This is a genomic window from Citrobacter sp. CK199 (assembly GCF_030333285.1).
GTDB classification, from domain to species: Bacteria; Pseudomonadota; Gammaproteobacteria; order Enterobacterales; family Enterobacteriaceae; genus Citrobacter_B; species Citrobacter_B koseri.
Genome location: NZ_JAOWGF010000024.1, coordinates 1,008,202 through 1,032,607 on the forward strand (window position 1 = coordinate 1,008,202; position 24,406 = coordinate 1,032,607).

20 protein-coding genes and 3 tRNA genes are annotated in these 24,406 nt (G+C 54.3%); 10 read left to right on the forward strand and 13 right to left on the reverse strand.

Annotated elements, in window-relative coordinates; all coding sequences use genetic code 11:
* The first annotated feature begins 373 nt into the window (after nucleotides 1–373).
* The 3 genes from ypdA to OGX75_RS08775 are packed head-to-tail and all read left to right on the forward strand — an operon-like array spanning nucleotide 374 to nucleotide 3,692.
* A complete protein-coding gene (gene ypdA, locus OGX75_RS08765; RefSeq protein WP_286451175.1) occupies nucleotides 374–2,071 on the forward strand; it encodes a two-component system sensor histidine kinase YpdA in 1,698 nt (565 codons plus the stop codon).
* A gap of 14 nt (nucleotides 2,072–2,085) precedes the next feature.
* Nucleotides 2,086–2,820: a two-component system response regulator YpdB gene (gene ypdB / locus OGX75_RS08770; protein ID WP_286451174.1), complete on the forward strand. Its 735-nt coding sequence runs from the start codon at nucleotides 2,086–2,088 to the stop codon at nucleotides 2,818–2,820.
* Nucleotides 2,821–2,834: 14 nt separating this feature from the next.
* A complete protein-coding gene (locus OGX75_RS08775; RefSeq protein WP_012131402.1) occupies nucleotides 2,835–3,692 on the forward strand; it encodes an AraC family transcriptional regulator in 858 nt (285 codons plus the stop codon).
* Nucleotides 3,693–3,848: 156 nt separating this feature from the next.
* Here OGX75_RS08775 and ptsP read toward each other — a convergent pair whose 3' ends face one another.
* The 6 genes from ptsP to glk form a co-directional block, all read right to left on the reverse strand.
* Nucleotides 3,849–6,344, reverse strand: coding sequence for a phosphoenolpyruvate--protein phosphotransferase (gene ptsP, locus OGX75_RS08780; RefSeq protein ID WP_286451173.1), 2,496 nt, complete (start codon nucleotides 6,342–6,344; stop codon nucleotides 3,849–3,851).
* A gap of 26 nt (nucleotides 6,345–6,370) precedes the next feature.
* The gene (ypdE, locus tag OGX75_RS08785; protein WP_286451172.1) at nucleotides 6,371–7,408 is read right to left on the reverse strand and encodes an aminopeptidase; all 1,038 of its coding nucleotides are present in this window, start codon (nucleotides 7,406–7,408) and stop codon (nucleotides 6,371–6,373) included.
* Nucleotides 7,408–8,493 carry an aminopeptidase gene (gene ypdF / locus OGX75_RS08790; RefSeq protein WP_047462216.1) on the reverse strand — a complete coding sequence of 362 codons (1,086 nt, stop codon included), beginning with the start codon at nucleotides 8,491–8,493 and terminating at the stop codon, nucleotides 7,408–7,410. Before ypdF ends, ypdE begins: the two co-directional genes overlap by 1 nt.
* Before the next feature lie 16 nt (nucleotides 8,494–8,509).
* Nucleotides 8,510–9,757, reverse strand: a complete 1,248-nt coding sequence (locus OGX75_RS08795) for a PTS fructose transporter subunit IIC (RefSeq protein WP_012131398.1) — start codon at nucleotides 9,755–9,757, stop codon at nucleotides 8,510–8,512.
* 20 nt (nucleotides 9,758–9,777) lie between these two features.
* Entirely contained in the window at nucleotides 9,778–10,104 is a 327-nt protein-coding gene (locus tag OGX75_RS08800) for a PTS fructose transporter subunit IIB (protein ID WP_047462211.1), read from the reverse strand.
* 247 nt (nucleotides 10,105–10,351) lie between these two features.
* Nucleotides 10,352–11,317, reverse strand: a complete 966-nt coding sequence (glk, locus tag OGX75_RS08805) for a glucokinase (RefSeq protein WP_049011635.1) — start codon at nucleotides 11,315–11,317, stop codon at nucleotides 10,352–10,354.
* Nucleotides 11,318–11,521: 204 nt separating this feature from the next.
* On the opposite strand from glk, the gene OGX75_RS08810 reads away from it, so the two are divergent.
* Nucleotides 11,522–12,757 carry an ion channel protein gene (locus OGX75_RS08810; RefSeq protein ID WP_200073627.1) on the forward strand — a complete coding sequence of 412 codons (1,236 nt, stop codon included), beginning with the start codon at nucleotides 11,522–11,524 and terminating at the stop codon, nucleotides 12,755–12,757.
* A gap of 13 nt (nucleotides 12,758–12,770) precedes the next feature.
* Here the strand turns inward: OGX75_RS08810 and OGX75_RS08815 are convergent, their stop codons facing one another.
* Nucleotides 12,771–14,426: an alpha-keto acid decarboxylase family protein gene (locus OGX75_RS08815; protein ID WP_286451171.1), complete on the reverse strand. Its 1,656-nt coding sequence runs from the start codon at nucleotides 14,424–14,426 to the stop codon at nucleotides 12,771–12,773.
* Between the two features lie 182 nt (nucleotides 14,427–14,608).
* On the opposite strand from OGX75_RS08815, the gene mgrA reads away from it, so the two are divergent.
* The gene (gene mgrA, locus OGX75_RS08820) at nucleotides 14,609–15,607 is read left to right on the forward strand and encodes an L-glyceraldehyde 3-phosphate reductase (RefSeq protein WP_047462199.1); all 999 of its coding nucleotides are present in this window, start codon (nucleotides 14,609–14,611) and stop codon (nucleotides 15,605–15,607) included.
* A gap of 124 nt (nucleotides 15,608–15,731) precedes the next feature.
* The gene (ypeC, locus tag OGX75_RS08825) at nucleotides 15,732–16,052 is read left to right on the forward strand and encodes a DUF2502 domain-containing protein YpeC (protein WP_024130138.1); all 321 of its coding nucleotides are present in this window, start codon (nucleotides 15,732–15,734) and stop codon (nucleotides 16,050–16,052) included.
* A gap of 100 nt (nucleotides 16,053–16,152) precedes the next feature.
* Here ypeC and OGX75_RS08830 read toward each other — a convergent pair whose 3' ends face one another.
* The gene (locus tag OGX75_RS08830) at nucleotides 16,153–17,391 is read right to left on the reverse strand and encodes an Nramp family divalent metal transporter (RefSeq protein ID WP_286451170.1); all 1,239 of its coding nucleotides are present in this window, start codon (nucleotides 17,389–17,391) and stop codon (nucleotides 16,153–16,155) included.
* On the reverse strand, nucleotides 17,372–17,461 hold the full coding sequence (locus OGX75_RS21290; RefSeq protein WP_418222348.1) for a hypothetical protein: 90 nt from the start codon (nucleotides 17,459–17,461) through the stop codon (nucleotides 17,372–17,374). Before OGX75_RS21290 ends, OGX75_RS08830 begins: the two co-directional genes overlap by 20 nt.
* 275 nt (nucleotides 17,462–17,736) lie before the next feature.
* On the opposite strand from OGX75_RS21290, the gene nupC reads away from it, so the two are divergent.
* Nucleotides 17,737–18,924 (forward strand): nucleoside permease NupC, encoded by a 1,188-nt coding sequence (nupC, locus tag OGX75_RS08835; RefSeq protein WP_012131386.1) that lies wholly within the window; start codon nucleotides 17,737–17,739, stop codon nucleotides 18,922–18,924.
* Between the two features lie 80 nt (nucleotides 18,925–19,004).
* On the opposite strand, the gene OGX75_RS08840 is transcribed toward nupC, so the two are convergent.
* The 3 genes from OGX75_RS08840 to OGX75_RS08850 all read right to left on the reverse strand — a co-directional run bounded on the left by OGX75_RS08840 (nucleotide 19,005) and on the right by OGX75_RS08850 (nucleotide 21,604).
* Nucleotides 19,005–21,203 (reverse strand): sensor domain-containing phosphodiesterase, encoded by a 2,199-nt coding sequence (locus OGX75_RS08840; RefSeq protein WP_286451169.1) that lies wholly within the window; start codon nucleotides 21,201–21,203, stop codon nucleotides 19,005–19,007.
* Between the two features lie 210 nt (nucleotides 21,204–21,413).
* Nucleotides 21,414–21,489 (reverse strand) — tRNA-Ala (locus tag OGX75_RS08845).
* A gap of 39 nt (nucleotides 21,490–21,528) precedes the next feature.
* Nucleotides 21,529–21,604: transfer RNA gene (locus tag OGX75_RS08850), tRNA-Ala, on the reverse strand.
* A gap of 221 nt (nucleotides 21,605–21,825) precedes the next feature.
* On the opposite strand from OGX75_RS08850, the gene OGX75_RS08855 reads away from it, so the two are divergent.
* A complete protein-coding gene (locus OGX75_RS08855) occupies nucleotides 21,826–22,188 on the forward strand; it encodes a YfeC-like transcriptional regulator (protein WP_012131384.1) in 363 nt (120 codons plus the stop codon).
* A 1-nt stretch (nucleotide 22,189) separates the two neighbouring features.
* A complete protein-coding gene (locus OGX75_RS08860) occupies nucleotides 22,190–22,579 on the forward strand; it encodes a MerR family transcriptional regulator (RefSeq protein WP_012131383.1) in 390 nt (129 codons plus the stop codon).
* A 76-nt stretch (nucleotides 22,580–22,655) separates the two neighbouring features.
* Here OGX75_RS08860 and gltX read toward each other — a convergent pair whose 3' ends face one another.
* Nucleotides 22,656–24,071 (reverse strand): glutamate--tRNA ligase, encoded by a 1,416-nt coding sequence (gene gltX, locus OGX75_RS08865; RefSeq protein WP_047462188.1) that lies wholly within the window; start codon nucleotides 24,069–24,071, stop codon nucleotides 22,656–22,658.
* Nucleotides 24,072–24,330: 259 nt separating this feature from the next.
* On the opposite strand from gltX, the gene OGX75_RS08870 reads away from it, so the two are divergent.
* Nucleotides 24,331–24,406: transfer RNA gene (locus OGX75_RS08870), tRNA-Val, on the forward strand.

The following is a 24,406-nucleotide window of genomic DNA, read 5'->3' on the forward strand; positions in this document are numbered from 1 at the left end:
CGTTAGCGCCCGGACCGTCCGAGCGACGCTGCCACGACCGTGGCATGCTTAGAAAATAGCCTGAAAAAAATCCTCCTGTCGAGAGGCAAACGAAAATATTTTTCATCGGCTTAAAAGGGGAATACTAAAAAGAAAATGGGAATACTCAGCAAAATATCGCCCATAACAACCATCAATTAATTAACATTTTGATATCAATAAAATTACCTTAAGGTATTCCTCATCCTGGCGAGGTCTTGTCATTTCTCTAACAAAAGATCAATCCCCTTTTAATATTATGGTTTTTCCTCATTAACAGCGCCGCATCAGCGGGCTGGTCATATGGGTGCGGGTTACCTATCATAGTGGTTTAACCCAGTCACAAGAGTCACCCGTGCACGAAATATTCAACATGCTGCTGGCGGTATTTGACCGGGCAGCGCTAATGCTGTTCTGTCTGTTTTTCCTCATCCGTATCCGCCTGTTTCGCGAACTGTTGCATAAGTCAGCGCACTCCCCGAAAGAGCTGCTCGCCGTTACCGCGATTTTCTCGATGTTCGCCCTGTTCAGCACCTGGTCCGGCGTGCCGGTCGAAGGCTCGCTGGTGAATGTTCGTATCATCGCCGTGATGTCCGGGGGCATTTTGTTTGGCCCGTGGGTCGGGATCATTACGGGTGTGATCGCCGGTATTCACCGCTACCTTATCGATATTGGCGGGGTCACTGCCGTACCGTGCTTTGTCACCAGTATTCTGGCGGGATGTATCGCGGGCTGGATAAACCGGAAAATCCCAAAAGCACAGCACTGGCGCGTGGGTATTTTGGGCGGGATGCTTTGTGAAACCTTGACCATGATTCTGGTCATTGTCTGGGCGCCGACCATCGCGCTGGGCGTAGATATCGTGTCCAAAATCGGTATCCCGATGATCCTCGGCAGCGTATGTATCGGTTTTATCGTGCTGCTGGTTCAAAGCGTGGAGGGCGAGAAAGAGGCCAGCGCCGCGCGGCAGGCCAAGCTGGCGCTGGATATCGCTAACAAAACGTTGCCGCTCTTTCGCCAGGTCAACAGCGAATCACTCCGCCAGGTGTGCGAAATCATCCGTCATGATATCCATGCCGACGCGGTAGCAATCACTAATACCGAACACGTTCTGGCCTATGTCGGCGTGGGGGAAACCAACTACCGCAATAACGATGATTTTGTCAGCCCGACCACGCAACAGGCCATCAATTACGGGAAAATCATCATTAAAAACAATGATGAAGCGCACCGCACGCCGGAAATACACTCAATGCTGGTCATCCCATTATGGGAAAAGGGCGTGGTGACCGGGACGCTAAAAATCTACTACTGCCACGCGCATCAGATCACCTCTTCCCTGCAAGAGATGGCGATCGGCCTGTCGCAGATTATCTCCACCCAACTGGAAGTGTCCCGCGCGGAGCAACTGCGGGAAATGGCAAATAAGGCAGAGCTGCGAGCGCTGCAAAGTAAAATTAATCCCCATTTCCTGTTTAATGCGCTGAACGCCATTTCGTCATCCATTCGGCTCAACCCGGACACCGCACGCCAGCTCATTTTTAATCTGTCACGTTATCTGCGCTATAACATTGAATTAAAAGATGATGAGCAAATTGATATCAAAAAGGAGCTGTATCAAATCAAGGACTACATCGCCATTGAGCAGGCTCGTTTTGGCGACAAGCTGACCGTCATTTATGACATTGATGAAGAGGTGAACTGCTACATTCCCAGCCTGCTTATTCAGCCGCTGGTAGAGAATGCAATCGTCCACGGCATTCAACCCTGTAAAGGAAAAGGCGTAGTGACCATCAGCGTCGCCGAATGCGGCAACCGTGTGCGAATCGCCGTCAGGGATACCGGCCACGGTATTGATCCTAAAGTAATTGAGCGGGTGGAGGCGAATGAAATGCCGGGAAATAAAATCGGCCTGCTGAATGTCCATCATCGCGTTAAGCTGTTATACGGTGAAGGGCTGCACATCCGCCGTCTGGAGTCGGGCACCGAAATCGCCTTTTATGTACCCAATCAGCGCTCCCCTGCCGCCGCACCGGCAACGTTATTGCTTTAACCCGGAGATGAGTAGTGAAAGTCATCATCGTTGAAGATGAATTCCTGGCCCAGCAAGAATTAAGCTGGCTGATAAAAGAGCATAGCCAGATGGAGATTGTCGGTACGTTTGACGACGGTCTGGACGTGCTCAAATTTCTACAGCATAACCGCGTTGACACCATTTTTCTGGACATCAATATTCCCTCGCTGGATGGCGTACTGCTGGCGCAAAACATCAGCCAGTTCGCCCATAAGCCGTTTATTGTGTTTATTACCGCATGGAAAGAGCACGCGGTAGAGGCGTTTGAACTGGAAGCATTTGACTACATACTGAAGCCGTACCAGGAATCACGCATCGTGGGGATGCTGCAAAAGCTGGAGGCTGCCTGGCAACAACAGCAGGTCGTCGCCGTTCCCGGCAGCCCTGTCGCCCGTGAAAACGACACCATCAATCTGATCAAAGACGAACGCATTATCGTCACGCCGATCAACGATATCTATTACGCCGAAGCGCATGAAAAGATGACGTTTGTCTACACGCGGCGGGAATCGTATGTCATGCCGATGAATATCACCGAGTTTTGCAGCAAACTGCCAGCGTCGCATTTCTTTCGCTGCCACCGCTCGTTTTGTGTGAATTTGAACAAGATCCGCGAAATCGAACCCTGGTTTAACAACACGTACATCCTGCGGCTCAAAGATCTGGAATTTGAAATCCCGGTCAGTCGGAGTAAAGTGAAAGAGTTCAGGCAGTTAATGCATTTATGACGCAGGATTAAGTGATGAAAGAGCCAGGCTTGCCCGCAGACCAACAGTTTTTTGCCGATCTGTTCAGCGGCCTGGTGTTAAACCCGCAGCGACTGGGACGCGTCTGGTTTGCCACGCAACATACCGCTCTCCCCACAGGCAGCCTGTGTATTGATTTACCGCGTCTCGACATCGTATTGCGCGGAGAATACGGCAACCTGCTCGAAAAAAAACAGCACGCCCTGACGGAGGGTGAGATGCTGTTCATCCCCGCCAGGGCGGCAAACCTGCCCGGTAGCGATAAACCGGTGATGCTGTTAAGTCTGGTGTTTGCCCCGGCCTGGTTAGGATTATCGTTTTACGATAACCGTACCGCTTCCCTGTTACGCCCGGTGCGACGCATTGAGTTAGCGCACCAGCAGCGCGGCGAAGGGGAAGCCATGCTCACGGCTCTGACCCATCTGAGCCGCTCGCCTCAGGCGCAGGATATTATTCAGCCTCTGGTTCTCAGCCTGCTGCATCTGTGCCGTAGCGTGGTCAATACTCGCCCGGACTCACGCCGCCCGCGCTCGGAATTTCTCTATCACAGTATGTGCAACTGGGTGCAGGACAACTACGCCCGGCCGCTGACGCGAGAAAGCGTGGCACAGTTTTTCAATATCACGCCGAATCACTTATCAAAACTGTTCACCCAGCACGGCACCATGAGTTTTGTCGAGTATGTTCGCTGGGTGCGAATGGCGAAGGCGCGCATCATTTTGCAGAAGTACCATCTGTCGATTAGCGAGGTGGCGGAACGTTGCGGATATCACGACAGCGACTATTTTTGCCGCCTGTTTCGTCGGCAGTTTGGCCTGACGCCGGGAGAGTACAGCGCGCGTTTTCAGGGTTAACCGCCGAATGGCGGCGTAAACGCCTTATCCGGCCTACATGTAAAACGGATAACCGGGCATAACCGCCGGATGCGGTGTACACGTAAAACGAATAATTGGCGTACACGTAGGCCCGGTAAGCGAAGCGCCACCGGGCATTCACTCAGACACTCAGATTCAAAACGTCAGTTCCGCCTCCAGCAGCGCCAGAAGGCTTTCGGCATCCTGAGCGGCGAACAGCGACTGGCGGAAGTTTTTATTCACCAGCTTACGCGCCAGCTGCGAAAAGACTTTCACATGGTTAATCCCTTCATCAGCGCCCAGCGTCAACATAATCACCAGCTCAACCTCGCCCATCTCCGACTGCCAGTCAACAGGGCGCGCCAGCCGCGCAATGCTGATGCTGGAATGACGTATCCACTGTGATTTGGTATGCGGGATCGCCACGCCAAAACCGACAGCAGTCGTGACAATCTCCTCGCGTTGCCAGACATCCTCTTCCAGCTCAAACGGATGCTCAGTACGCCCGTTTACGCCGAGATTGCCGCAAAGAAACTGAATCACCTGCTCTTTGTTGATCAATGATTCGCCCACAAAGATATTTTCCAGCGCCAGCAGCGGACGCACGTCTTTTTGCGGCGCAAACTGATTCAACAGCGTTTCAATCTCCTCTGCGCTACGACACTCACAGGCCTGCGCCGCAAGCGCCCGGCACGCCTGGCTGTCCATCTGCCGCAGCTGGCTTTTCACGCCAGGGATTCGCGGGCTGCTCATGCTTAATTCATCCAGTTCCAGCCCCAGCAGTAACGGTAAATATCGGCTTTCACCGCCCAGCTCGCCGCAAATCCCCACCCATTTTCCGTGCTGATGCGCCGTGCGGACGATCTGCTGCAACATGCGCAGAAATGACGGCGTAATCGGGTTATACAGCGGCGAGACGCGCGGATTATTACGATCGACGGCATACAGATACTGGGTCATATCGTTCGAGCCGATGCTAAAGAAATCCACCTCATCGCAGAAGTGATCGATGATGTAACAGACCGACGGAACTTCCACCATAATCCCCAGCGGGATCGTTGCAGCATGGCGCAGCCCGTCTCTTTTGAGTTCCACGATCGCTTTTTGCAGCTCGCTTTTAACCCACAGGATCTGATCGAGACTGTGCACCATCGGGATCATCAGTTGCGCCTGACCAAAGGTTGCCGCACGCAAAATAGCGCGAAGCTGCGTGCGAAACAGCCCGGCAAACTCAGGATAAATACGCACGGCGCGATAGCCGAGGAAAGGGTTCTCTTCCTGCGGGATATTGAGATAGCGAATATTTTTATCGCCGCCAATGTCCATCGTGCGAAAAATAACCGGCTTCTCTCCCGCCGCCAGCAGTACCTGCTGGTAGGCCTCAAACTGTTCCTGTTCGTCAGGGGCGCTGTCGCGATCCATGAACAACATTTCGGTGCGGAACAGACCGATGCCTTCCGCGCCATTGGCAAACGCGCCCGGCGCTTCCAGCGCCGTACCAATATTGGCGGCGATATCAAGACGCTGATTATCCCGGGAGAAAGCAGGCAAAGACGCTTCTCTCGCCTGTTGCTGTTGACGCTTATCCGCCAGTTGCTGCGCAATGGCGTAATAGCCGCAGACGGCGGCGTTCGGGTTAATCGCCAGCACGCCGCACTGGGCATCCAGCACCGCAGGTTGCCCGGCGTAGCGACCGAGCGCGTCCAGGGGCAGCCCGCTGAGCACCGGAATCGCGGATGCGCGCGCCAGAATCAGCGTGTGCGACGTTCTGCCGGTTTTCTCCAGAATCATGCCGGACAGGTGCTGCAAATCGAGGCTCAGGAACTGGCTTGGCGTCAGATCTTCCGCCACCAGAATGGTCGGTTGTTCAAGAATCAACGTATTACGCGGGCGTCGTTCCGGCCAGGTGATATGCAGCAACTGTTCGCTAATATCACGGATATCGCTTACCCGCTCGCGTAAGTAGTCGCTTGCGGAGGACGACAGCTTGTCGCACACCTGCTCCATATTGGCGATAATCGCCGCGCCCAACCCCTTGTGCTGCTCGTCCATCAAGCGGCGAATGTTTCCCGCAAACTCGTCATCCTGGATCAGCGACAGATGGGCGCTAAGGATCGTTTTACTTTCACCGTCACGTTCGCGAAGCTGTTGATTAAGCTGCTCCGCCAGCGTCGCCAGGCTATGTTCGAGCCGGGTGCTGTCTTCCGCGCTGGCCGGAATTGCGCGATACGCCTCCAGATTATCGTTTTGCCACAACGTGAGCGCGCCAGCGCCGACGCCGTTAGCCAATACCGCGCCATACAGTAAATCGGGATTCAGTCGAACCAGCGAGCGCGGCAGCGGATGCGCCGCCAGTTCCGCAGAGGTCGGCTGAACGCTGTCACTGTCGATAAACCGGTGCTGGAGATAGGTCTCCAGAGAACGCCTGGCCTGCTCTTCATCACTGCCGCTAATGTTCAGACTGCAACTGTCGTTAAACAGCGTTCCGGTGCCGATCAGCGCCAGCGAGCTTTTCGCGTCCGCGCGCGCATTCTGGCGATGGTTAATAAACGTCACCTCGCTTTGCCACTGGCTACACTGCTCTTTCAGTTCCCACGCCGGACGCGCATGCAGGCCATTTGGCAGCGGGCAAAGAAATTGAATCGTTAACATAACAACTCCTGATTAACGCAAGACGCTCATCTGAAATCCGTAAGATGAACGACGGTCTCACGCGTAAGACGGGTAATAAGTGCCAATAAAAGTTGCTGCGTGTGGATAATGTCGCGGCAATCCGCAATGGACGCGGCGCAATGCCCGTGACGCGTGGCAGGCCCAATAACCACCGTCGGGGTTCCCGTCCCGGTCAAATGCACCGCTCCGCCATCCGTCCCTCCATTACTGAACATATCCAGTTGCAGCGGCAGACCTGAGTCGCTGGCGACGCTTTCAACCCAGGCGGTCAGTTTGGGCGGCGCGATGAGTGACTTATCGGCAAGCACCAGCATCGGCCCTTTACCGATCTGCCGATGATTCGCCGCGCCATAATCAAAGTTTTTCGCCCAGCAGGCGGTGTCCAGCACGATAGCGATATCGGGAGCAACCGCGCGAGCGGCCGTTTGCCCGCCGCGCAACCCGACCTCTTCGCTGGAGCTGGCTACCAGCCAGACCTCGGCGGGCAGCGCTGCGTCATGCCATTCACGCAGCAGCATGATCAACAAGTAGCACCCCAGTCGGTCATCAAATGCTTTCCCCATTACCCGCTGGTGTGGCAGCACCTGAAACGCAGAGTCAAAAGTAACGCGATCGCCAGGTCGAACGCCCGCCTGGATCACCTCATCATATGAGCGTGCGCCAATATCGACCCGCAAGGCGCCAACCTCATTTCCATTACGCTCGCCATCCAGCAAACCGGGAATTTTACTGTCTTCCCGCGTGGTAATACGCACGGGCTGGAGCTGGCGGGCCGCCATACGCACGTTGCCGACCGGCAACACATCGATCGCCCCTTCCGACGAGATACTGCGCACAATAAACCCCACCTCATCCATGTGCGCGCAGATCATCACTTTCGGCCCATCGGACTCATTAAGACGGATCAGCACCGATCCCAGCCCGTCAAAGCGCACCTCTTTGTGCAGACGATCCGCTTCCTCCAGTAAGATCTGGCGCACTTCCTGCTCTGAGGAGGCAATGGCATCCGCCTCGCTCAGGGCTTTTAACAGCGATAAATCCATTATGCTTCTCCCGTGAGCAATACTGTTTTCGGCATCGTGTAGAGCACTTCCGCGCCGTCTTCCGTGACCAGTACGACATCTTCAATACGCACGCCGCCCTGCCCCGGCAGATAAATGCCCGGCTCTACGGTCAGCAACATACCTGCGGCAAGTCGGGTGGTATCCGTTGGTGAAAAGCGCGGCGCTTCATGCACCTCAATGCCGATAGCGTGCCCGGTGTTGTGGCCGAAATAATCGCCATAGCCCGCCGCCCCAATCACCCGACGAGCCGCAGCATCCACCGCCTGGCAGCACACGCCCGGACGAATGGCGGCAATCGCCGCCTGCTGCGCCTCAAGAACCGTCTGGTAAACGGCGAACAGCGGATGAGATGCGACGGGCGCATCCTGCCCGCTCACGAGGAATGTTCGCGTCATATCCGAACAATACCCCTGATATTGCGCCCCAAAATCCAGGGTAATAAATTCACCCGCTGCGACGATTTTTTCGCTGGCTTTACCGTGGGGTAACGCCCCACGCCAGCCGCTGGCGACGATGGTGTCAAAAGAGGCTTTTTCCGCCCCCTGCTGGCGCATAAACCACTCCAGCTCCGCGGCAATTTCTCGTTCGCGAAGGCCGGGGCGAATAAAACGGCGGATATGCTCTGCGCTGCAATCGGCAATCCGGCAGGCCTCGCGTATCAACGCTATTTCCTGTGCCGTTTTGATCTGTCGCAGCGCGTCCGGCGACGCGCTCACCAGCTTCGCCCGCAGCCTTTCCTGCCAGCGTTGCGCGCAATCCCAACTCACCTGCGCGCCTTCAAAACCAATGACCTGCAATTGCTCGTCGTCGATTATCTGGTTCACAATGGAAGTCAGCGTCTGCGACCCGGCCAACAGATGCAGTTGATCGCCATGCGCTCGCGCTTCAACGTCAGCGTAATATCGGCCATCCACCAGCAGATGCGCGCTTTTATGCGTGATAAAAACAAACCCGGCGCTGCTGGAAATCCCCAAATGCGGTTGCTTGTTCTGCCGGGATGAAATCAATACCGCATCCAGGCGTTGTTCCACCAGCCACTGGCGAAGCGATGCACGTAACGTCATGATGTCAGTCCTTTTTTCAGAGGCTTTCAATCAGCAGTTTGCCTCTGCGATACATCATGTGACGCAGGAAAACGACCATCAGCGCCGTGATCACCGCCCCTAACACGATCCCCGCCATATAGACGCCAAGATTGCTCACCAGCGGCCATGCCCAAATCGCAGACTCAGGGAACCACTGCACGGCGCCCAGCCAGACGGCGGTTGTCGAGCCGACAATCGCGCCCACCATATACGAAGGGATTGCCGTGATCGGGCTTTCCAGCGCGAAAGGAATCGCCCCCTCGCTGATCCCCATAAACGCCAGGAACATCGCGGTTTTGCCTTGCGGATACAGTTGCGCGTTAAACAGGCGTTTACCGGTTAAGCGACGATCGAGAATCGTTGCCAGCCCCAGACCAATCGGCGGGATCACAATCGCGATAGAACGCGCGGTGACGGGTAAAACATGATCGGTAGTGAAACTAAAAGCGACAAATCCTGCGGCCTTGTTAATCGGGCCGCCGAGGTCAATTGCCGTTGCCGCCGAGATCCCCATCGCATACATCAGCGTTCCTTTTTCACCCGCCGCCGTCAGCAGCGTGCGGATACCGCCGTTGATCCATCCGCCAAACGGCGTGATCACGTAGTACATCGCCAGCATCACAAAAATGGCGGACAAAATGGGCAGCAAAAAGGTGGTTTTGAAGGCCAGTAAGAAATCAGGCAACTGGATTTTTTGATTCATCCACTTCACCAGATAGCCCGCGACAATCGAGATAATCAGCGCCCCGATGAACGTTGACGGTACGGGCGCGGTCGTTACCCATTGCAGGCTGGCCGGGTCAAAATTCAGTATCTGGGTTGGCTGGGTGGACATTAAGCCGCCGATGAATCCTGCGGGAAAGGCCAGCTTACCGCCGATAGAGTTAGCGACAAACGCCGCGAACATTGGAATCGCAAAGCCAAACAACACGCCGCCAAAGGATTGCGATAGCCAGGCGAATTTCAGTAATGAGAGGTTAAAACCGTCGAATTTTCCGCTATTCAGCGCATCCATAATGCCGGTATCTGCGGGAATTTTCAGCCAGCTATAGGCAATCAGCTGGCTGAAAGCGAGAATCACCCCACCCATGATTAACGTGGGCACCATGCGCGAAATACCCGACATGACGTGCTGCGGAAGTTCGCCCCAGAAGCTGTTACGGGAGGCCGGAGGGGTTTTTATTGCCGCTGCCGCACCGGATGCGCCATGCACAACGGTTGCACTGCGTTTTTTAATGGCCATATGTGTATCCCTGTCGAAAATTATTGTTGCTCTGCCGCAATCATCTCTTCGATTTCTTTAATGATACCGGCGGCGTTTTTTATCGCGTCCTGGAGCGTAATTTCATACACATCGCGCGACTCAAACCGTTCATTGTCTTCGGGGGTAACGGCAACGGAATGGATGATTAGCGTCGCCTCAGCGATATCCTGCGCCGTCAGGCGATTCTGGATGCCGTCCGCCCCCTGGGTTTCAATTTTCACCTCGTATCCCGCTTCAACCGCCGCCTCTTCCAGCGCCTGAGCCGCCATAAATGTGTGGGCCAGCCCCATCGGGCATGCGCAAACAGCAATGAGTTTTTTCGCCATAACAGACTCCTCCAGATAGTTAACGAGAGAAATTATGGCGGTGAGAGCCTGCGCATTGTTATCAGACAAATAATGCTTTTACTGGACAAATAATCCCGTTAAACAGAAATGTGACGAGCGTCGGAAAGGTCGATGACGGGCACAAAAAAACCGCGTCAATGACGCGGTTTAAGGCCGGATAATGCAGGCAATGACTGTCATGCCCTGCCTGATGGCGCTAACGCGTATCAGGCCTGCCGATCTTCAATTACAGAATTTGCCCTAACGTCTGACGCAGATGCGCGCCGGAACCGAGCAGGCCGGGATTATCATGCACAATCAGGTAAACCGGAATATCCTGAACGTAGGCTTTGAAACGGCCTTTGTCTTCAAACCCGCCACGAAAGCCGGAGGCTTTAAAGAACTCCAGGAAGCGCGGCACGATGCCGCCCGCAATGTAGACGCCGCCAAACGTGCCCAGCGTCAACGCCAGATTACCGCCAAAACGGCCCATAATGACGCAAAACAGCGACAGCGCACGACGAGAGTCAATGCAGGTATCCGCCAGCGCGCGTTCGGTAATATCCTTCGGTTGCAGATTTTCCGGCAGACGGCCATCAGATTTGACGATAGCGCGATACAGATTCACCAGCCCAGGCCCCGACAACACGCGCTCGGCGGAGACGTGACCAATTTCCGCACGCAGTTCTTCGAGAATAATGCCTTCCTCTTCGCTGTTCGGCGCGAAGTCAACGTGACCACCCTCGCCCGGCAGGCTGATCCAGCGTTTATCGACATGAACCAGGTGCGCCACCCCTAATCCGGTTCCGGCGCCGTAAACGGCAATCGGTTTGCCGGCAACCGGTTCCGCGCCGCCGAACTGGATCAGATGCTCTTTGCGCAGCATCGGGATCGCCATCGACACGGCGGTAAAATCGTTGATGATTTCCAGATGGCTAAAGCCAAGATTCTTTTTCATCTCCGCAATAGAAAATGCCCAGGTGTGGTTGGTCATCGCCACCCAGTCACCGGTGATCGGGCAGGCGATAGCGATACAGCCGTCTTCCACCCTGGCGCTATGCTCGTCCAGATACACGCGCACCACGGCTTCGAGGCTCGGATAATCCAGCCCGGAATAGGTTTTCGCCTGCGAAATCTCCCCGCTGGTCATATCGCACAGAGCAAGACGCGCGTTGGTGCCGCCTACATCACCTACTAAAGCATATTTTGTCATTCTTCTACTGCTCCGCTAAAGTCAGAATAAATCTTTGCCACACTGTAAATTCATGGGGGCATAACAACAACGGTCGAGAGGCGAGCTCCCCAAAAATATCGATCTGCATCACATAATTACTTTATCGTTTCAGCACCATTTGCAGCGATGCCGTCGGGCAGGCTGTGCAAACTAAGCATATGACTCAGTATTAAGGAATAGATCATGCTCCATCCGCGAGCCAGAACGATGCTGTTATTATCGCTTCCCGCACTCATTATTGGCATTGCCTCCAGTCTGGTATTGATCGCCGTGATGAAAGTCGCCTCCGTTTTACAGCGCCTGCTGTGGGAGCAAATCCCCGTCGGCCTGGGCATTGCTCATGATTCCCCCGTCTGGATTATCGGCATGCTCACGTTTACCGGGATCATGGTCGGGCTTGTCATCCGCTACAGCCCTGGGCATGCAGGCCCGGACCCGGCGACCGAACCGCTGATCGGCGCGCCGATGAACCCTGTCGCGCTTCCGGGCCTGCTGATCGCGCTCATTCTCGGCCTGGCAGGTGGAGTAAGCCTGGGGCCGGAGCATCCCATTATGGCGGTGAATATCGCGCTGGCCGTCGCTATCGGCGCGCGCCTTTTCCCACGCATAGGGGCGCTGGACTGGACGATCCTGGCTTCCGCAGGCACTATCGGCGCGCTGTTCGGCACCCCTGTCGCCGCTGCGCTGATTTTCTCGCAAACCCTGAACAGCTCTGACGACACGCCCTTGTGGGATCGTCTGTTCGCTCCGCTGATGGCGGCAGCTGCGGGATCGTTAACCACCAGCCTGTTCTTCCATCCACACTTCTCCTTGCCGATTGCGCACTACACGCAAATGCGGCTGAGCGATATTTTCAGCGGCGCAGTGGTGGCAGCCATTGCGATTGCGGCGGGTATGGTGGCGGTATGGTGTTTACCACGTCTGCATACGTTGGTGCATCGTCTGAAAAATCCGGTACTTATTCTCGGTATCGGTGGTTTTATGCTGGGGATTCTGGGCGTATTGGGCGGGCCGCTGACCCTCTTTAAAGGACTGGACGAGATGCAGCAGCTGGCGTTCAGCCAGACGCTGGGCGCCACGGACTACTTTATGCTGGCGATCGTTAAGCTGGGCGCGCTGGTTATCGCCGCCGCCTGCGGTTTCCGGGGCGGGCGTATCTTCCCGGCGGTCTTTGTGGGCGTGGCGCTGGGTCTGATGCTGCACGCGCATGTTGAAGCGGTTCCGGCGGCAATTACCGTCTCATGCGCGATTCTGGGGCTGATGCTGGTCGTAACCCGTGACGGCTGGCTGAGCCTGTTTATGGCCGCAGTCGTCGTACCGGACACCACCCTGCTTCCGCTGTTGTGCATCGTTATGCTTCCCGCCTGGCTCCTGCTGGCAGGCAAGCCAATGATGGCCGTCAACCGCCACGACAGATAACCGGCCACCGCGTTTACTCCCCGTTGCGCGATTCCAGCGCGCGGGTGACGGTACGCAGCAATTCCGGCAAATCGGCTTTCGGCAGCACGACCTCAATCAGCGAAAGCCGCTGCGGGGATTTCAGGCGCGCCAGCACTTCCTCCAGCTGGATAGCCTGCGTTACCCGCCAGCACTCCGCCTGACAGTTCGCACTGAGCGCCTGCGGAACCTGCGTCCAGTTCCATCCGGCAATGTCGTTATAACGCTGGTTCGCCCCATGAATGGCGCGCTCCACGGTATAGCCATCGTTATTGAGCAGCAGAATGACCGGCGACTGTCCATCCCGCATCATCGACCCCAGTTCCTGAATCGTCAGCTGCGCCGCGCCGTCTCCGGTAATCAGAATCACTCGCCGTTCCGGGCAGGCGGTTTGCGCGCCAAAGGCGGCGGGCAAAGCATAGCCGATTGATCCCCAAAGCGGTTGCACCAGCACGTCCGCGCCAGCAGGCAGTGAAAGATCCGCCGCGCCAAACGCGGCGGTTCCCTGATCGGCAAGGATAATATCGCCCGGCAGCAGGTACGCCTGTACCGTATGCCAGAAGTTTTCTTGCGTCAGCGCCCCTTTCTCAATATGGCCGCCGGGCGCATGCGCCGGGGTCGGAGGAGGCGAAAATGAAAGTTCCAGACATAACTCGCGCAACGTAGTGACCGCCTGCTCCATCGACAGACCGCTGAACCAGCTATTCCCGACACGCGAAGCATGCGGCTGGATTTCAATTGTGCGTTCCTGCGGCAGTTGCTGTGTGAAGCCCGCCGTCAGCGTATCAACAAACCGGGTGCCAACGCAGATAACGGTATCAGCCTCTTCAATCGCCTGACGCACCGATTCACTGCTGGCTCCGGCGCTGTATGTACCGACAAAATTCGGGTGCTGCTCATCAAACAACCCTTTGCCCATGAGCAGCGTCGCGTGCGCTATTGGCGTTTCCGCCATCCAGCGTTGTAAAACTGGCTGCAAGCCGAAACGCAGGGCGAGAAAGTCTGCCAGCAGCGCCACGCGCGGGCTGTTCATCAGCCGCTGGCGCGCGCGATAGCGAAACGCCGCCACCGTGTCATTTTCCCCTTCGGCACGGTCAGGTGTGAGAACGTTTACAGGAGGGACAGCAGGTCGTTTTGCCACATCCGCCGGTAACATCAGATAGCCGGGTCTGCGCATCGTCAGCATTTCGCGTAATACGCGGTCGATTTCATAACAGGCGTTCTGTTCATTCAACACGGCGCTGGCGGCCGTTACAGCCCGGCTTATACGGTAAAAATGCTGAAAGTCGCCATCGCCGAGAGTGTGATGCATCAGTTCGCCCCGCCGCTGTGCGCCGCTGCATGGCGCGCCGACAATATGCAGCACGGGAACGTACTCTGCGTAGCTTCCCGCCAGGCCATTAAGCGCGCTTAACTCCCCTACGCCGAAAGTGGTCAACAACGCCCCTGCCCCGGCTAACCGGGCGTAGCCATCAGCCGCATAGGCGGCATTCAGCTCATTCGCGCACCCTACCCAGCATACGTCACGATGCGCAATCACATGGTCAAGAAACTGCAAATTATAATCGCCCGGCACACCAAAAAGATGCCCGATACCGCAGCCTGCCAGTCTGTCCAGCAGGTAATCCGCAACGGAATATGGGGTTTGCATGACAGCTATCCTTCTGACGGTAACCTCATGTTGAGTATTAAAGAACTGTGATAGCTGTCCAGAAAAGCCGCTGCAAAAGGGGTGGAAAGCAGGATTTACAGTTTTTCACGGTGTAATCTCATTGAATAACAATCCGTGTAAACGTATACACTGGAAACTCACGTCATTCAGAGGGCAACAACATGGTTTATCGGGCCGATGAAAATCGCTACCAGACAATGGAGTATCGCCGCTGCGGTCAGAGCGGTTTAAAGCTCCCCGCCATTTCACTTGGGCTATGGCACAATTTCGGTGATACCACTCAGGTAGAGAACAGCCGGGCGCTGCTACAGCGTGCTTTTGATCTGGGAATTACCCATTTTGATCTCGCGAATAATTACGGCCCGCCGCCAGGCTCAGCAGAGCGCCACTTTGGCCGTATCCTACAGGAAGACTTTTTACCGTGGCGCGATGAACTGATCATTTCTACTAAAGCGGGTTATACCATGTGGGATGGCCCTTACGGTGACTGGGGTTCGCGCAAGTATTTGATAGCCAGCCTCGATCAAAGCCTGAAACGTCTGGGGCTGGAATATGTCGATATCTTCTATCACCACCGCCCTGACCCGGAAACGCCGCTCAAAGAGACGATGAAAGCGCTGGATCATATTGTTCGTCAGGGAAAAGCGCTGTACGTCGGGATTTCTAACTATCCAGCGGATCTGGCCAGACAGGCCATTGAGATCCTGGACGACCTGGGCACGCCGTGCCTGATTCACCAGCCCAAATACTCGATGTTTGAGCGCTGGGTCGAAGACGGCTTGCTGGCATTATTGCAGGAGAAAGGCGTCGGCAGTATCGCCTTTTCACCGCTGGCGGGCGGGCAATTAACCGATCGTTATCTCAACGGCATTCCGGCTGATTCCCGGGCCGCCAGCGGAAGCCGCTTCCTTAACCCGGATCAGATTACCCCGGAGAAACTGGAAAAAGTGCGCCAGTTAAATGCGCTGGCCGGACGTCGGGGGCAAAAACTGTCCCAGATGGCGCTGGCCTGGGTGCTGCGCGACGACAAGGTGACGTCAGTGCTGATTGGCGCCAGCAAGACCGCACAAATTGAAGATGCCGTGGGGATGCTGGCGAATCGTCATTTTTCTCCCGCCGAATGCGCAGAAATCAACGCAATCCTGAACGGCAGCCAATAATCACTTTTTAGCAAAAAGTGCTCTCACTCATGATTTAAGAGTTAAGGCGATGAAACGGGGCTTTACCGCCCCGTAATATTGCGTTAACAGGCCGATTACGGCTCGATCGTGAAGGAGAAAAAGAATGTTCAGGTCACTGATTCTGGCGGCAGCCTTATTGGCTTTTACACCGCTTGCCGCGAATGCTGGCGAAATCACCCTGTTGCCATCGATAAAATTACAAATTGGCGATCGCGATAATTACGGTAACTACTGGGACGGCAGATACTGGCGCGACCGGGATTACTGGCACCACCATTATGAATGGCGTAAAAATCGCTGGTGGCGACACGATAATGGCTATCATCGCGGCTGGGATAAGCGCAAAGCCTATGAACGCGGCTACCGCGAAGGCTGGCGCGATCGCGACCACCACCCTGGCCGGGGTCACGGACACCGTCATTAAAAATAGCCCCGTTCAAACGGGGCTATTTTCGAATTGTGTTTTTATCAGCAATACCGATTCAACCATTTCTCTTAACTTCCCTGGCTATACGGTCTTTAAATCACAACCCCTGCGCGGTTCCTACCAGCAACCAGATATTCAGCGCCACCACCAGCACCACAATCATCCAGCCGATGTACTTAACCCATTGGGTATTCACCAGATCGCCCATCAATGTGCGATCGCTGGTAAAAATCAATAACGGCACCAGCGCCAGCGCAATGCCGAAACTCAGCAGGACCTGGCTCATCACCAGGATTCGGGTTGGATCAAGCCCCATAAGAATAACGATAAACGACGGCATCATCGTGATGGTGCGGCGTACCCACAGCGGAATATGAAAGCGAACAAATCCCTGCATCACAACCTGCCCCGCCAGCGTACCGACCACGGTGGAAGAGAGCCCCGCCGCAACCAGGCTCAGGCCGAACACCGTCGCCGCAGCATGGCTAAGCAGTGGTTCCAGCGTCAGATACGCCTGATCAAGATCGGCAATACCGGTATGCCCGCTAAAATGGAACGCGGCGGCAGCGGTCGCCATCATCGCCAGGTTCACGAACCCTGCAATCGTCATCGCTATCGCCACATCCCATTTGGTGGCGGCATAGCGCTGCTGCCGGGAGCCGTCGTGCAGATGCTGCGTTAAAGAGGAGTGCAGATAGATAACGTGGGGCATGATGGTCGCGCCCAGCACCCCGGCGGCCAGAAATACCGCCTCAGAGTTCGGCAGGCTGGGGATGATCATCCCTTTACTCAGCTGCGCCAGGCTTGGCTGCGAAAAAATCAGTTCCACAATATAGGCTGCGGCCACAAACAGCAGTAATCCGCCAATCACTTTTTCCAGCGGTTTTTGCCCACGACGCTGCAACATCAGAATCAGGAATGTGGCGATACCCGTCAGCACCGCCCCCTGCAACAAGGAGATGCCGAGAATGAGTTTAAAGCCGATCGCCGCCCCGATAAATTCCGCTAAGTCGGTGGCCATCGCGATGATTTCCGCCTGAACCCAATAGAACCAGACGACAGGGCGCGGGTAATGATCGCGAATTTGCTCCGCCAGGTTTTTGCTTGTCGCAATCCCCAGTTTGGCCGACAGAACCTGAATGAGCATCGCCATCAGGTTCGCCCAGACAACCACCCACAGCAATTTATAGCCAAAGCTGGCCCCGGCCTGGATATTGGTCGCAAAGTTACCGGGATCGATGTATCCGATCGCGGCGATGAACGCCGGGCCCATCAATGCGAGCCTTAACTTGCGCGCCGCTCGTCCACTACTGCTTTCAACGCGATCGTTTGTCATCTTTTGCCTCAGAAACATAGCCTTTGCTATGTTTTATGCTATGTTTATTGAGAATGATTATCAAGTGCATTTTAATGGGTAACGTTGATATCTCTGATAGCGCCAGGCTATGGGCCAGCAAGGGAGGGTCGAAAAACAAAACCAGGTTGTTTGTTAATTGTATGAGATTAGCACAATGACATAACTTTTCACTTCCATACTAAACATAACAGAAACGTATTCCAGATCACTAATTTTGAATCTCATCACAGCTCCTTATTATAGTGTGTGTTTGATCTCGTTTTCTTTATTGTTGTTGCATAGAATGTGCACGGAAATTAAACCTGCCTCATATTTGGAGCAAATATGGACCGCGTCCTTCATTTTGTCCTGGCCCTCGCTGTTGTTGCGGTACTCGCACTGCTGGTAAGCCATGACCGTAAAAAAATTCGCATTCGTTACGTCATTCAGCTGCTTGTTATCGAAGTTTTACTGGCCTGGTTCTTCCTGAACTCAAACGTTGGTCTGGGCTTCGTGAAAGGTTTCTCCGAGATGTTTGAAAAACTGCTCGGTTTTGCCAACGAAGGGACCAACTTCGTTTTCGGCAGCATGAACGATCAGGGCCTGGCCTTCTTCTTCCTGAAAGTCCTTTGCCCCATCGTCTTTATTTCCGCGCTGATCGGTATTCTTCAGCACATCCGCGTTCTGCCGGTTGTGATTCGCGCGATTGGTTTCCTCTTATCCAAAGTCAACGGGATGGGTAAACTGGAATCATTTAACGCCGTCAGCTCCCTGATTCTGGGCCAGTCTGAGAACTTTATCGCGTATAAAGATATCCTCGGCAAAATGTCCCGCAATCGTATGTACACGATGGCGGCAACGGCGATGTCTACCGTATCCATGTCTATCGTGGGAGCGTACATGACCATGCTAGAGCCGAAATATGTCGTTGCGGCGCTGGTTCTGAACATGTTCAGCACCTTTATCGTTCTGTCAGTGATCAACCCGTATCGCGTCGAAGCCAGCGAAGAAAATATTCAGATGTCTAACCTGCACGAAGGTCAGAGCTTCTTCGAAATGCTGGGCGAATACATTCTGGCAGGCTTTAAGGTCGCGATTATCGTTGCGGCGATGCTGATTGGCTTTATCGCCCTGATCGCGGCGCTGAACGCCCTGTTCGCGGCCGTTCTGGGCATCTCCTTCCAGGGCATTCTGGGTTACATCTTCTACCCGGTGGCCTGGGTCATGGGGGTTCCGGCGAATGAAGCGCTTCAGGTAGGCAGTATCATGGCGACCAAACTGGTATCTAACGAATTCGTCGCCATGATGGATCTACAGAAAATCGCCTCTACGCTCTCTCCGCGCGCGGAAGGCATCATCTCTGTATTCCTGGTCTCCTTCGCTAACTTCTCTTCTATCGGGATTATCGCAGGCGCGATTAAAGGTCTGAACGAAGAGCAAGGCAACGTGGTTTCACGTTTTGGTCTGAAACTGGTGTACGGCTCAACGCTGGTGAGCGTACTGTCTGCGTCTATCGCAGCGCTGGTGCTGTAATTACGGTATCGCCAGGCGGCGGCGCAAACGCCTTCATCTGGCCTTACGACGCGCAACCGGGGACATGTTCCCCGGTTTTTTTATGGCTGTGACGTTTCCAGCGGGCGCGGGCGCCCAATCAGATAACCTTGCAGATAATTCACGCCCAGGCTTAAGAGTAATTCCCGCTGCTCCGGCGTCTCGACAAATTCGGCAACCACGCATAAGGATTTCGCTTTCGCGAGATCGGTAATTGATTTCACGATCATCGCATCCAGAGAGTCCGTCATAATGTCTTTTATGAAGCAACCATCAATCTTGATGATGTCTGCCCGCAGGCGTTTAAGACGTTCATAGTTCGCGTATCCCGTACCAAAATCATCAATGGCTATCCTGAAACCGAAATTCCGCAGTTGCGCAATATTCTGCGTGCTGATTTCAGAATTGGAAAACGCCTGCTCTTCGGTGATTTCGATGATCACGCTTTCTGGCGTAATACCATAACGCCTGAACAGGCCGATAATGCGTGATGCGCTCTCTTTATTCAGTAACGTCAACGGCATTAAATTGACCGAGAAACGGGCGCCCGACGCTGTCGTCGGATGGGTGGCTATCCATCGCAGCAGGGCTTCCACAACCTGTAAATCAAAGCGGGCGCTGAGGTTAAATTGGGCAATCAGTGGAATAAACTGATCCGGCGTCATGATGCCGTCATCACTTTTCAGTCGCGCCAGAACCTCCGCATACCCTTTCCCCTGCGCGTTGAGAATCGGTTGCGCGTACAAAACCAGATCGCCGTTCTCCAGCGCTTTGCGAACCTTTTGCAGCAGTAATACCCGTTCCGTCGTCTGATCGGAGACCGCATCAAGGCTTTGGGTCAGCGCCATAACCCGGTGGTTCGCGCAGGATTGCTCCGACAGCCAGCTAAGCTGCCCCAGCAGGGGTTGCAGCGTCTCCTGCCTGCCGTCGTAAGCGCCCCACGCGGCGCCGTATTCCATGTCCAGCCCGGTATTGTTCCAGTAAATTTTGCGGCTATTGAGGAGATTAACCATATGTTGCAGGCGGGCTTCCGTCTCAGGGCCGCGAAGCACTAACAACAATTCGCTGCCTGGCACCTGAAATACGCTCTCGTTTTCTTGCAAGAACGGTTGCAGCATTCGACACACCGAGCGTTTGCAATGAACGCGCATCAGCATGCCATAATGTCGACTCAAAAATTCCAGGTTTTCCATCCGCAGGCAGCAAACCGTTTGTCCTGTTCCCTGCAACAAAAATTGCTCCAGCGCGCGAATGTTAGGAAGACGCGTCAACGGGTCGGTTAATGCCTGACCATGCCACTGTCGGTTCAACCATTCGCTGCGTTGATAAATACACACCATATACAGCAAGCAAATACTAAAGGAGATGAGAACAGAGAGGATAAAGGCCAGTGAATATTCGGAGCCGACGCCCTGCAAGAAATTCCGGTTATACACCAGCAGGCACAGCGCAGAGATGGCCCAGCTGAGGTTCAGCAGCGGATAACTCAGCCTGCCCACGCCGAGCGTAAAAACAATAAAAAAGACGGGCACCAGATAACCGGCAATATAGTCGGCATCAAAAGGCGCGCACATCAGAACGATCAGCGCCACGACGACGGAGATCCAGGTCAGGGTAAACAGACGCTTCTCTTTGACCAGATACGGCGCAATGTCCCTGCGCCAGAAAATGCGGCAATAGCGCGGGTTGATTATCATCCGCAGAGGATAATAAAAGAGCATAGTGAAAATCAGGACCGCTGAAATCAGGCTCAGAATATCCACGATAGTATAAATAATGGTTGCCGTACCAAAGAATGTTGATATCGCAACAGGGTAGTCCAGACAATGCCCCGCGAGATACATGCTGGCTTTGATGCCCGCCGGCGCGACAAACCCGAGCCAGAAGATACGCAACCAGATATTCCTGTCAGGCAATCCATGACGCCAGCGCGCCCCCACTTGCCAGCGGACAATCCCGCAAATGCCCAATACGGAAAAGGTCTGACAAAATAACAGCACCGCTGCCTGCATTAACGGGAGATGAAGGTTCCAGTGATTGGTCGCCATCATCGCTAAAATGATGGGGGCAATACCGCGTCGGCCAAATAAGAACAGCACGGAAAACATGACGCATAGCGGCAGCCAGGCCAGGAAAATAGAGCTGTCATCGACAACGGCGAGCGGAGAAATAGAGCGGGAGAACTGTATGCCGACAATGGATAGCGTCAAAGAAACGATAAATATTCTTATATTTTTTAGTAAGTTATGCTTATCCTGCATAGATTCCCTGTTCTCATCAGTCACGCTATAAGGCACACAAATAATAAGTTTATTCGTGACGCGAAGCAAACCTGCACAGGCCTGATATCAGGCGCTCTTACACGTTCTTTCATTTGATACAAAGGTATTGACGCTTACTGAAACTGTATTACAAAAATGGCGGGAATGCAGATACAAAAAACCCCCGCTTTTCAGCGAGGGTTCAAATTTTGGTGGAGCTAAGCGGGATCGAACCGCTGACCTCTTGCATGCCATGCAAGCGCTCTCCCAGCTGAGCTATAGCCCCACGATGCTTTTACGTACCAGATTTGTTGGGATTCAAATTTGGTGGAGCTAAGCGGGATCGAACCGCTGACCTCTTGCATGCCATGCAAGCGCTCTCCCAGCTGAGCTATAGCCCCGTCACGTAAAGCTTGTCGAGTTGACGGGCGGCATCATATGAATTCCCTTCGCATGTGTCAACGGCAAAATGCCGCCGGCAAATTCAATCGCTGAAAAAGCAGGCAAATGAAGAACATTGCGTAACAACTCGCATTTAGTAGTTAAACGCGTCACGGTTTCAACTAAAATGATGCTATAAAGTGAACCGCTAATTAACCATACGACTATTCAGGGAATCGTTATGTTCAAGGAACGGATGACGCCAGAAGAACTCGCTAATCTGACCGGTTACAGCCGACAAACCATCAATAAATGGGTGCGCAAGGAAGGCTGGACGACGTCGCCCAAACCAGGCGTACAGGGAGGAAAAGCCCGGCTGGTACACGTTAATGAGCAGGTTCGCGAATATATCCGCAGCGCCGAGCGTTCTGCGGAGGGAGCATCGGAATCCTTTTCGTTAACCAGCGATACCTCTCTTGAATCGCTGCTGGTCACGCTGGCCAAAGAGATGACGCCATCTGAACAGAAGCACTTTACGTCTTTGCTTTTGCGTGAAGGGATTACCGGTTTGTTACAACGCTTAGGGATTCGCGATAGCAAATAATATGAAAAAATTACGCAGCAAAATGACGACCGAAGAGCTGGCGGAGTGCCTTGGCGTTGCCAGACAAACCGTTAATCGGTGGATCAGAGAACAAGGATGGGAAACTGAAAAGTTTCCGGGCGTAAAAGGCGGTCGGGCAAGGCTCATTCACATTGATGCTCGCGTACAGGAATTTATTCTTAACATCCCTGCCTTCCGCAACCATTCTGCGTTTTATCAGGCGGAGGAGCCGCTTGCCGAATACAGCCACGTTGTGCGCAGCCACGCCTATCGCCAGATTATTGATGCCGTAGAGAACATGTCGTCCAAAGAGCAGGAAAAGCTGGCGCAGTTTCTGTCGCGAGAAGGCATACGCGGTTTTCTCGCCCGTTTGGGCCTTGATGAATCGTAGACCCAATAAGCGCAACGCCATCGGGCAACAGGCCGGATGGCGGCGCAACCCCCATCCGGCCTACGGTTAATACACCTTACTGCTGATTTTCACGTTCCGCGATAAAAGCCAGCGCTTTATTGATGCGCTCAATGCTGCGGGATTTACCAATCGCATGCACCGTGACGTCCAGCGCCGGAGACTGGCCTGCGCCAGTGACGGCAACGCGCAGCGGCATACCGACTTTCCCCATCCCCACTTCCAGTTCATCGGCTGTCGCCTGAATTGCATGGTGTACGTTTTCTGCGCTCCACTCTGTGATGGCCGCCAGCTTATCACGCACCACTTCCAGCGGCTGACGCGCGACCGGGCGCAGGTGTTTTTTCGCCGCATCCGCGTCGAACTCAGCAAAGTCCTCATAGAAATAGCGGCAGCTTTGCGCCATCTCTTTCAGTGTTTTGCAGCGTTCGCCCAGCAGTTTCACCAGTTCAGCCAGCTGCGGGCCGTTACGGGTATCGATATTCTCCTGCTCAATGTGCCATTGCAGGTGCGTTGCCACATATTCCGGCGCCAGAGAATTGATGTAGTGATGGTTCAGCCACAGCAGTTTGTCAGTGTTGAACGCACTGGCGGATTTGCTCACGGCATTCAACGAGAACAGCTTGATCATCTCTTCACGGGTGAAGATCTCCTGATCGCCGCTGGACCAGCCCAGACGCACCAGGTAGTTCAGCAGCGCTTCCGGCAGGTAGCCGTCGTCACGATACTGCATCACGCTGACCGCGCCATGACGCTTGGACAGTTTTTTACCGTCGTCGCCGTTGATCATGGAAACGTGCGCGTACACCGGAACCGGCGCGTTCAGCGCTTTCAGGATGTTAATCTGGCGCGGCGTGTTGTTGATATGGTCTTCGCCACGAATCACATGGGTGATTTCCATATCCCAGTCATCCACAACCACGCAGAAGTTATAGGTCGGGGAACCGTCGGTACGACGAATGATCAGATCGTCCAGCTCCTGGTTGCTGAATTCGATCGGCCCACGGATCTGGTCGTCAAAAATAACGGAGCCGTCCTGCGGGTTGGCAAAACGCACAACGCAAGGCTCATCGTCAGAATGATGTTCGTGACCATGACGGCAGCGGCCGTCGTAACGCGGCTTCTCGCCTTTCGCCATTTGTTCTTCGCGCAGTGCTTCCAGACGCTCTTTGGAGCAGTAGCATTTATATGCCGTACCCGCTTCCAGCATCTCATCAATCACCGCGTTGTAACGATCAAAACGTTTGGTCTGGAAATACGGGCCTTCATCCCATTCCAGGCTCAGCCAGTTCATACCATCCATAATGGCTTCAATAGCTTCCGGCGTGGAGCGTTCGAGATCGGTGTCTTCAATACGCAGCACAAACTCACCGCCGTGGTTACGTGCAAAAAGCCAGGAGTAAAGAGCAGTACGCGCGCCGCCGACGTGCAGATAGCCTGTCGGGCTTGGCGCGAAGCGAGTTTTGATTTTCATGAAATGGCCTTACGTTTATTAAAGATGCCGACAACCGGCAAATCCGGGAAAGATTATCAGGCTGGTATTCTATCACCGTGGTCTGATTCCTCAATGTTGTTCGGGTTGGAACATCACGCTTTGCGATTTTCGTATGCAAATCATGCTGAACGGAGTAATTCGCGATCGTTTTGTTTAAATTTACGACGAACGGACAATTTCTTTAGAAAATGCGTTGACTCATTTTCAACTCTCCCTATAATGCGACTCCACACAGCGGGGGTGATTAGCTCAGCTGGGAGAGCACCTCCCTTACAAGGAGGGGGTCGGCGGTTCGATCCCGTCATCACCCACCA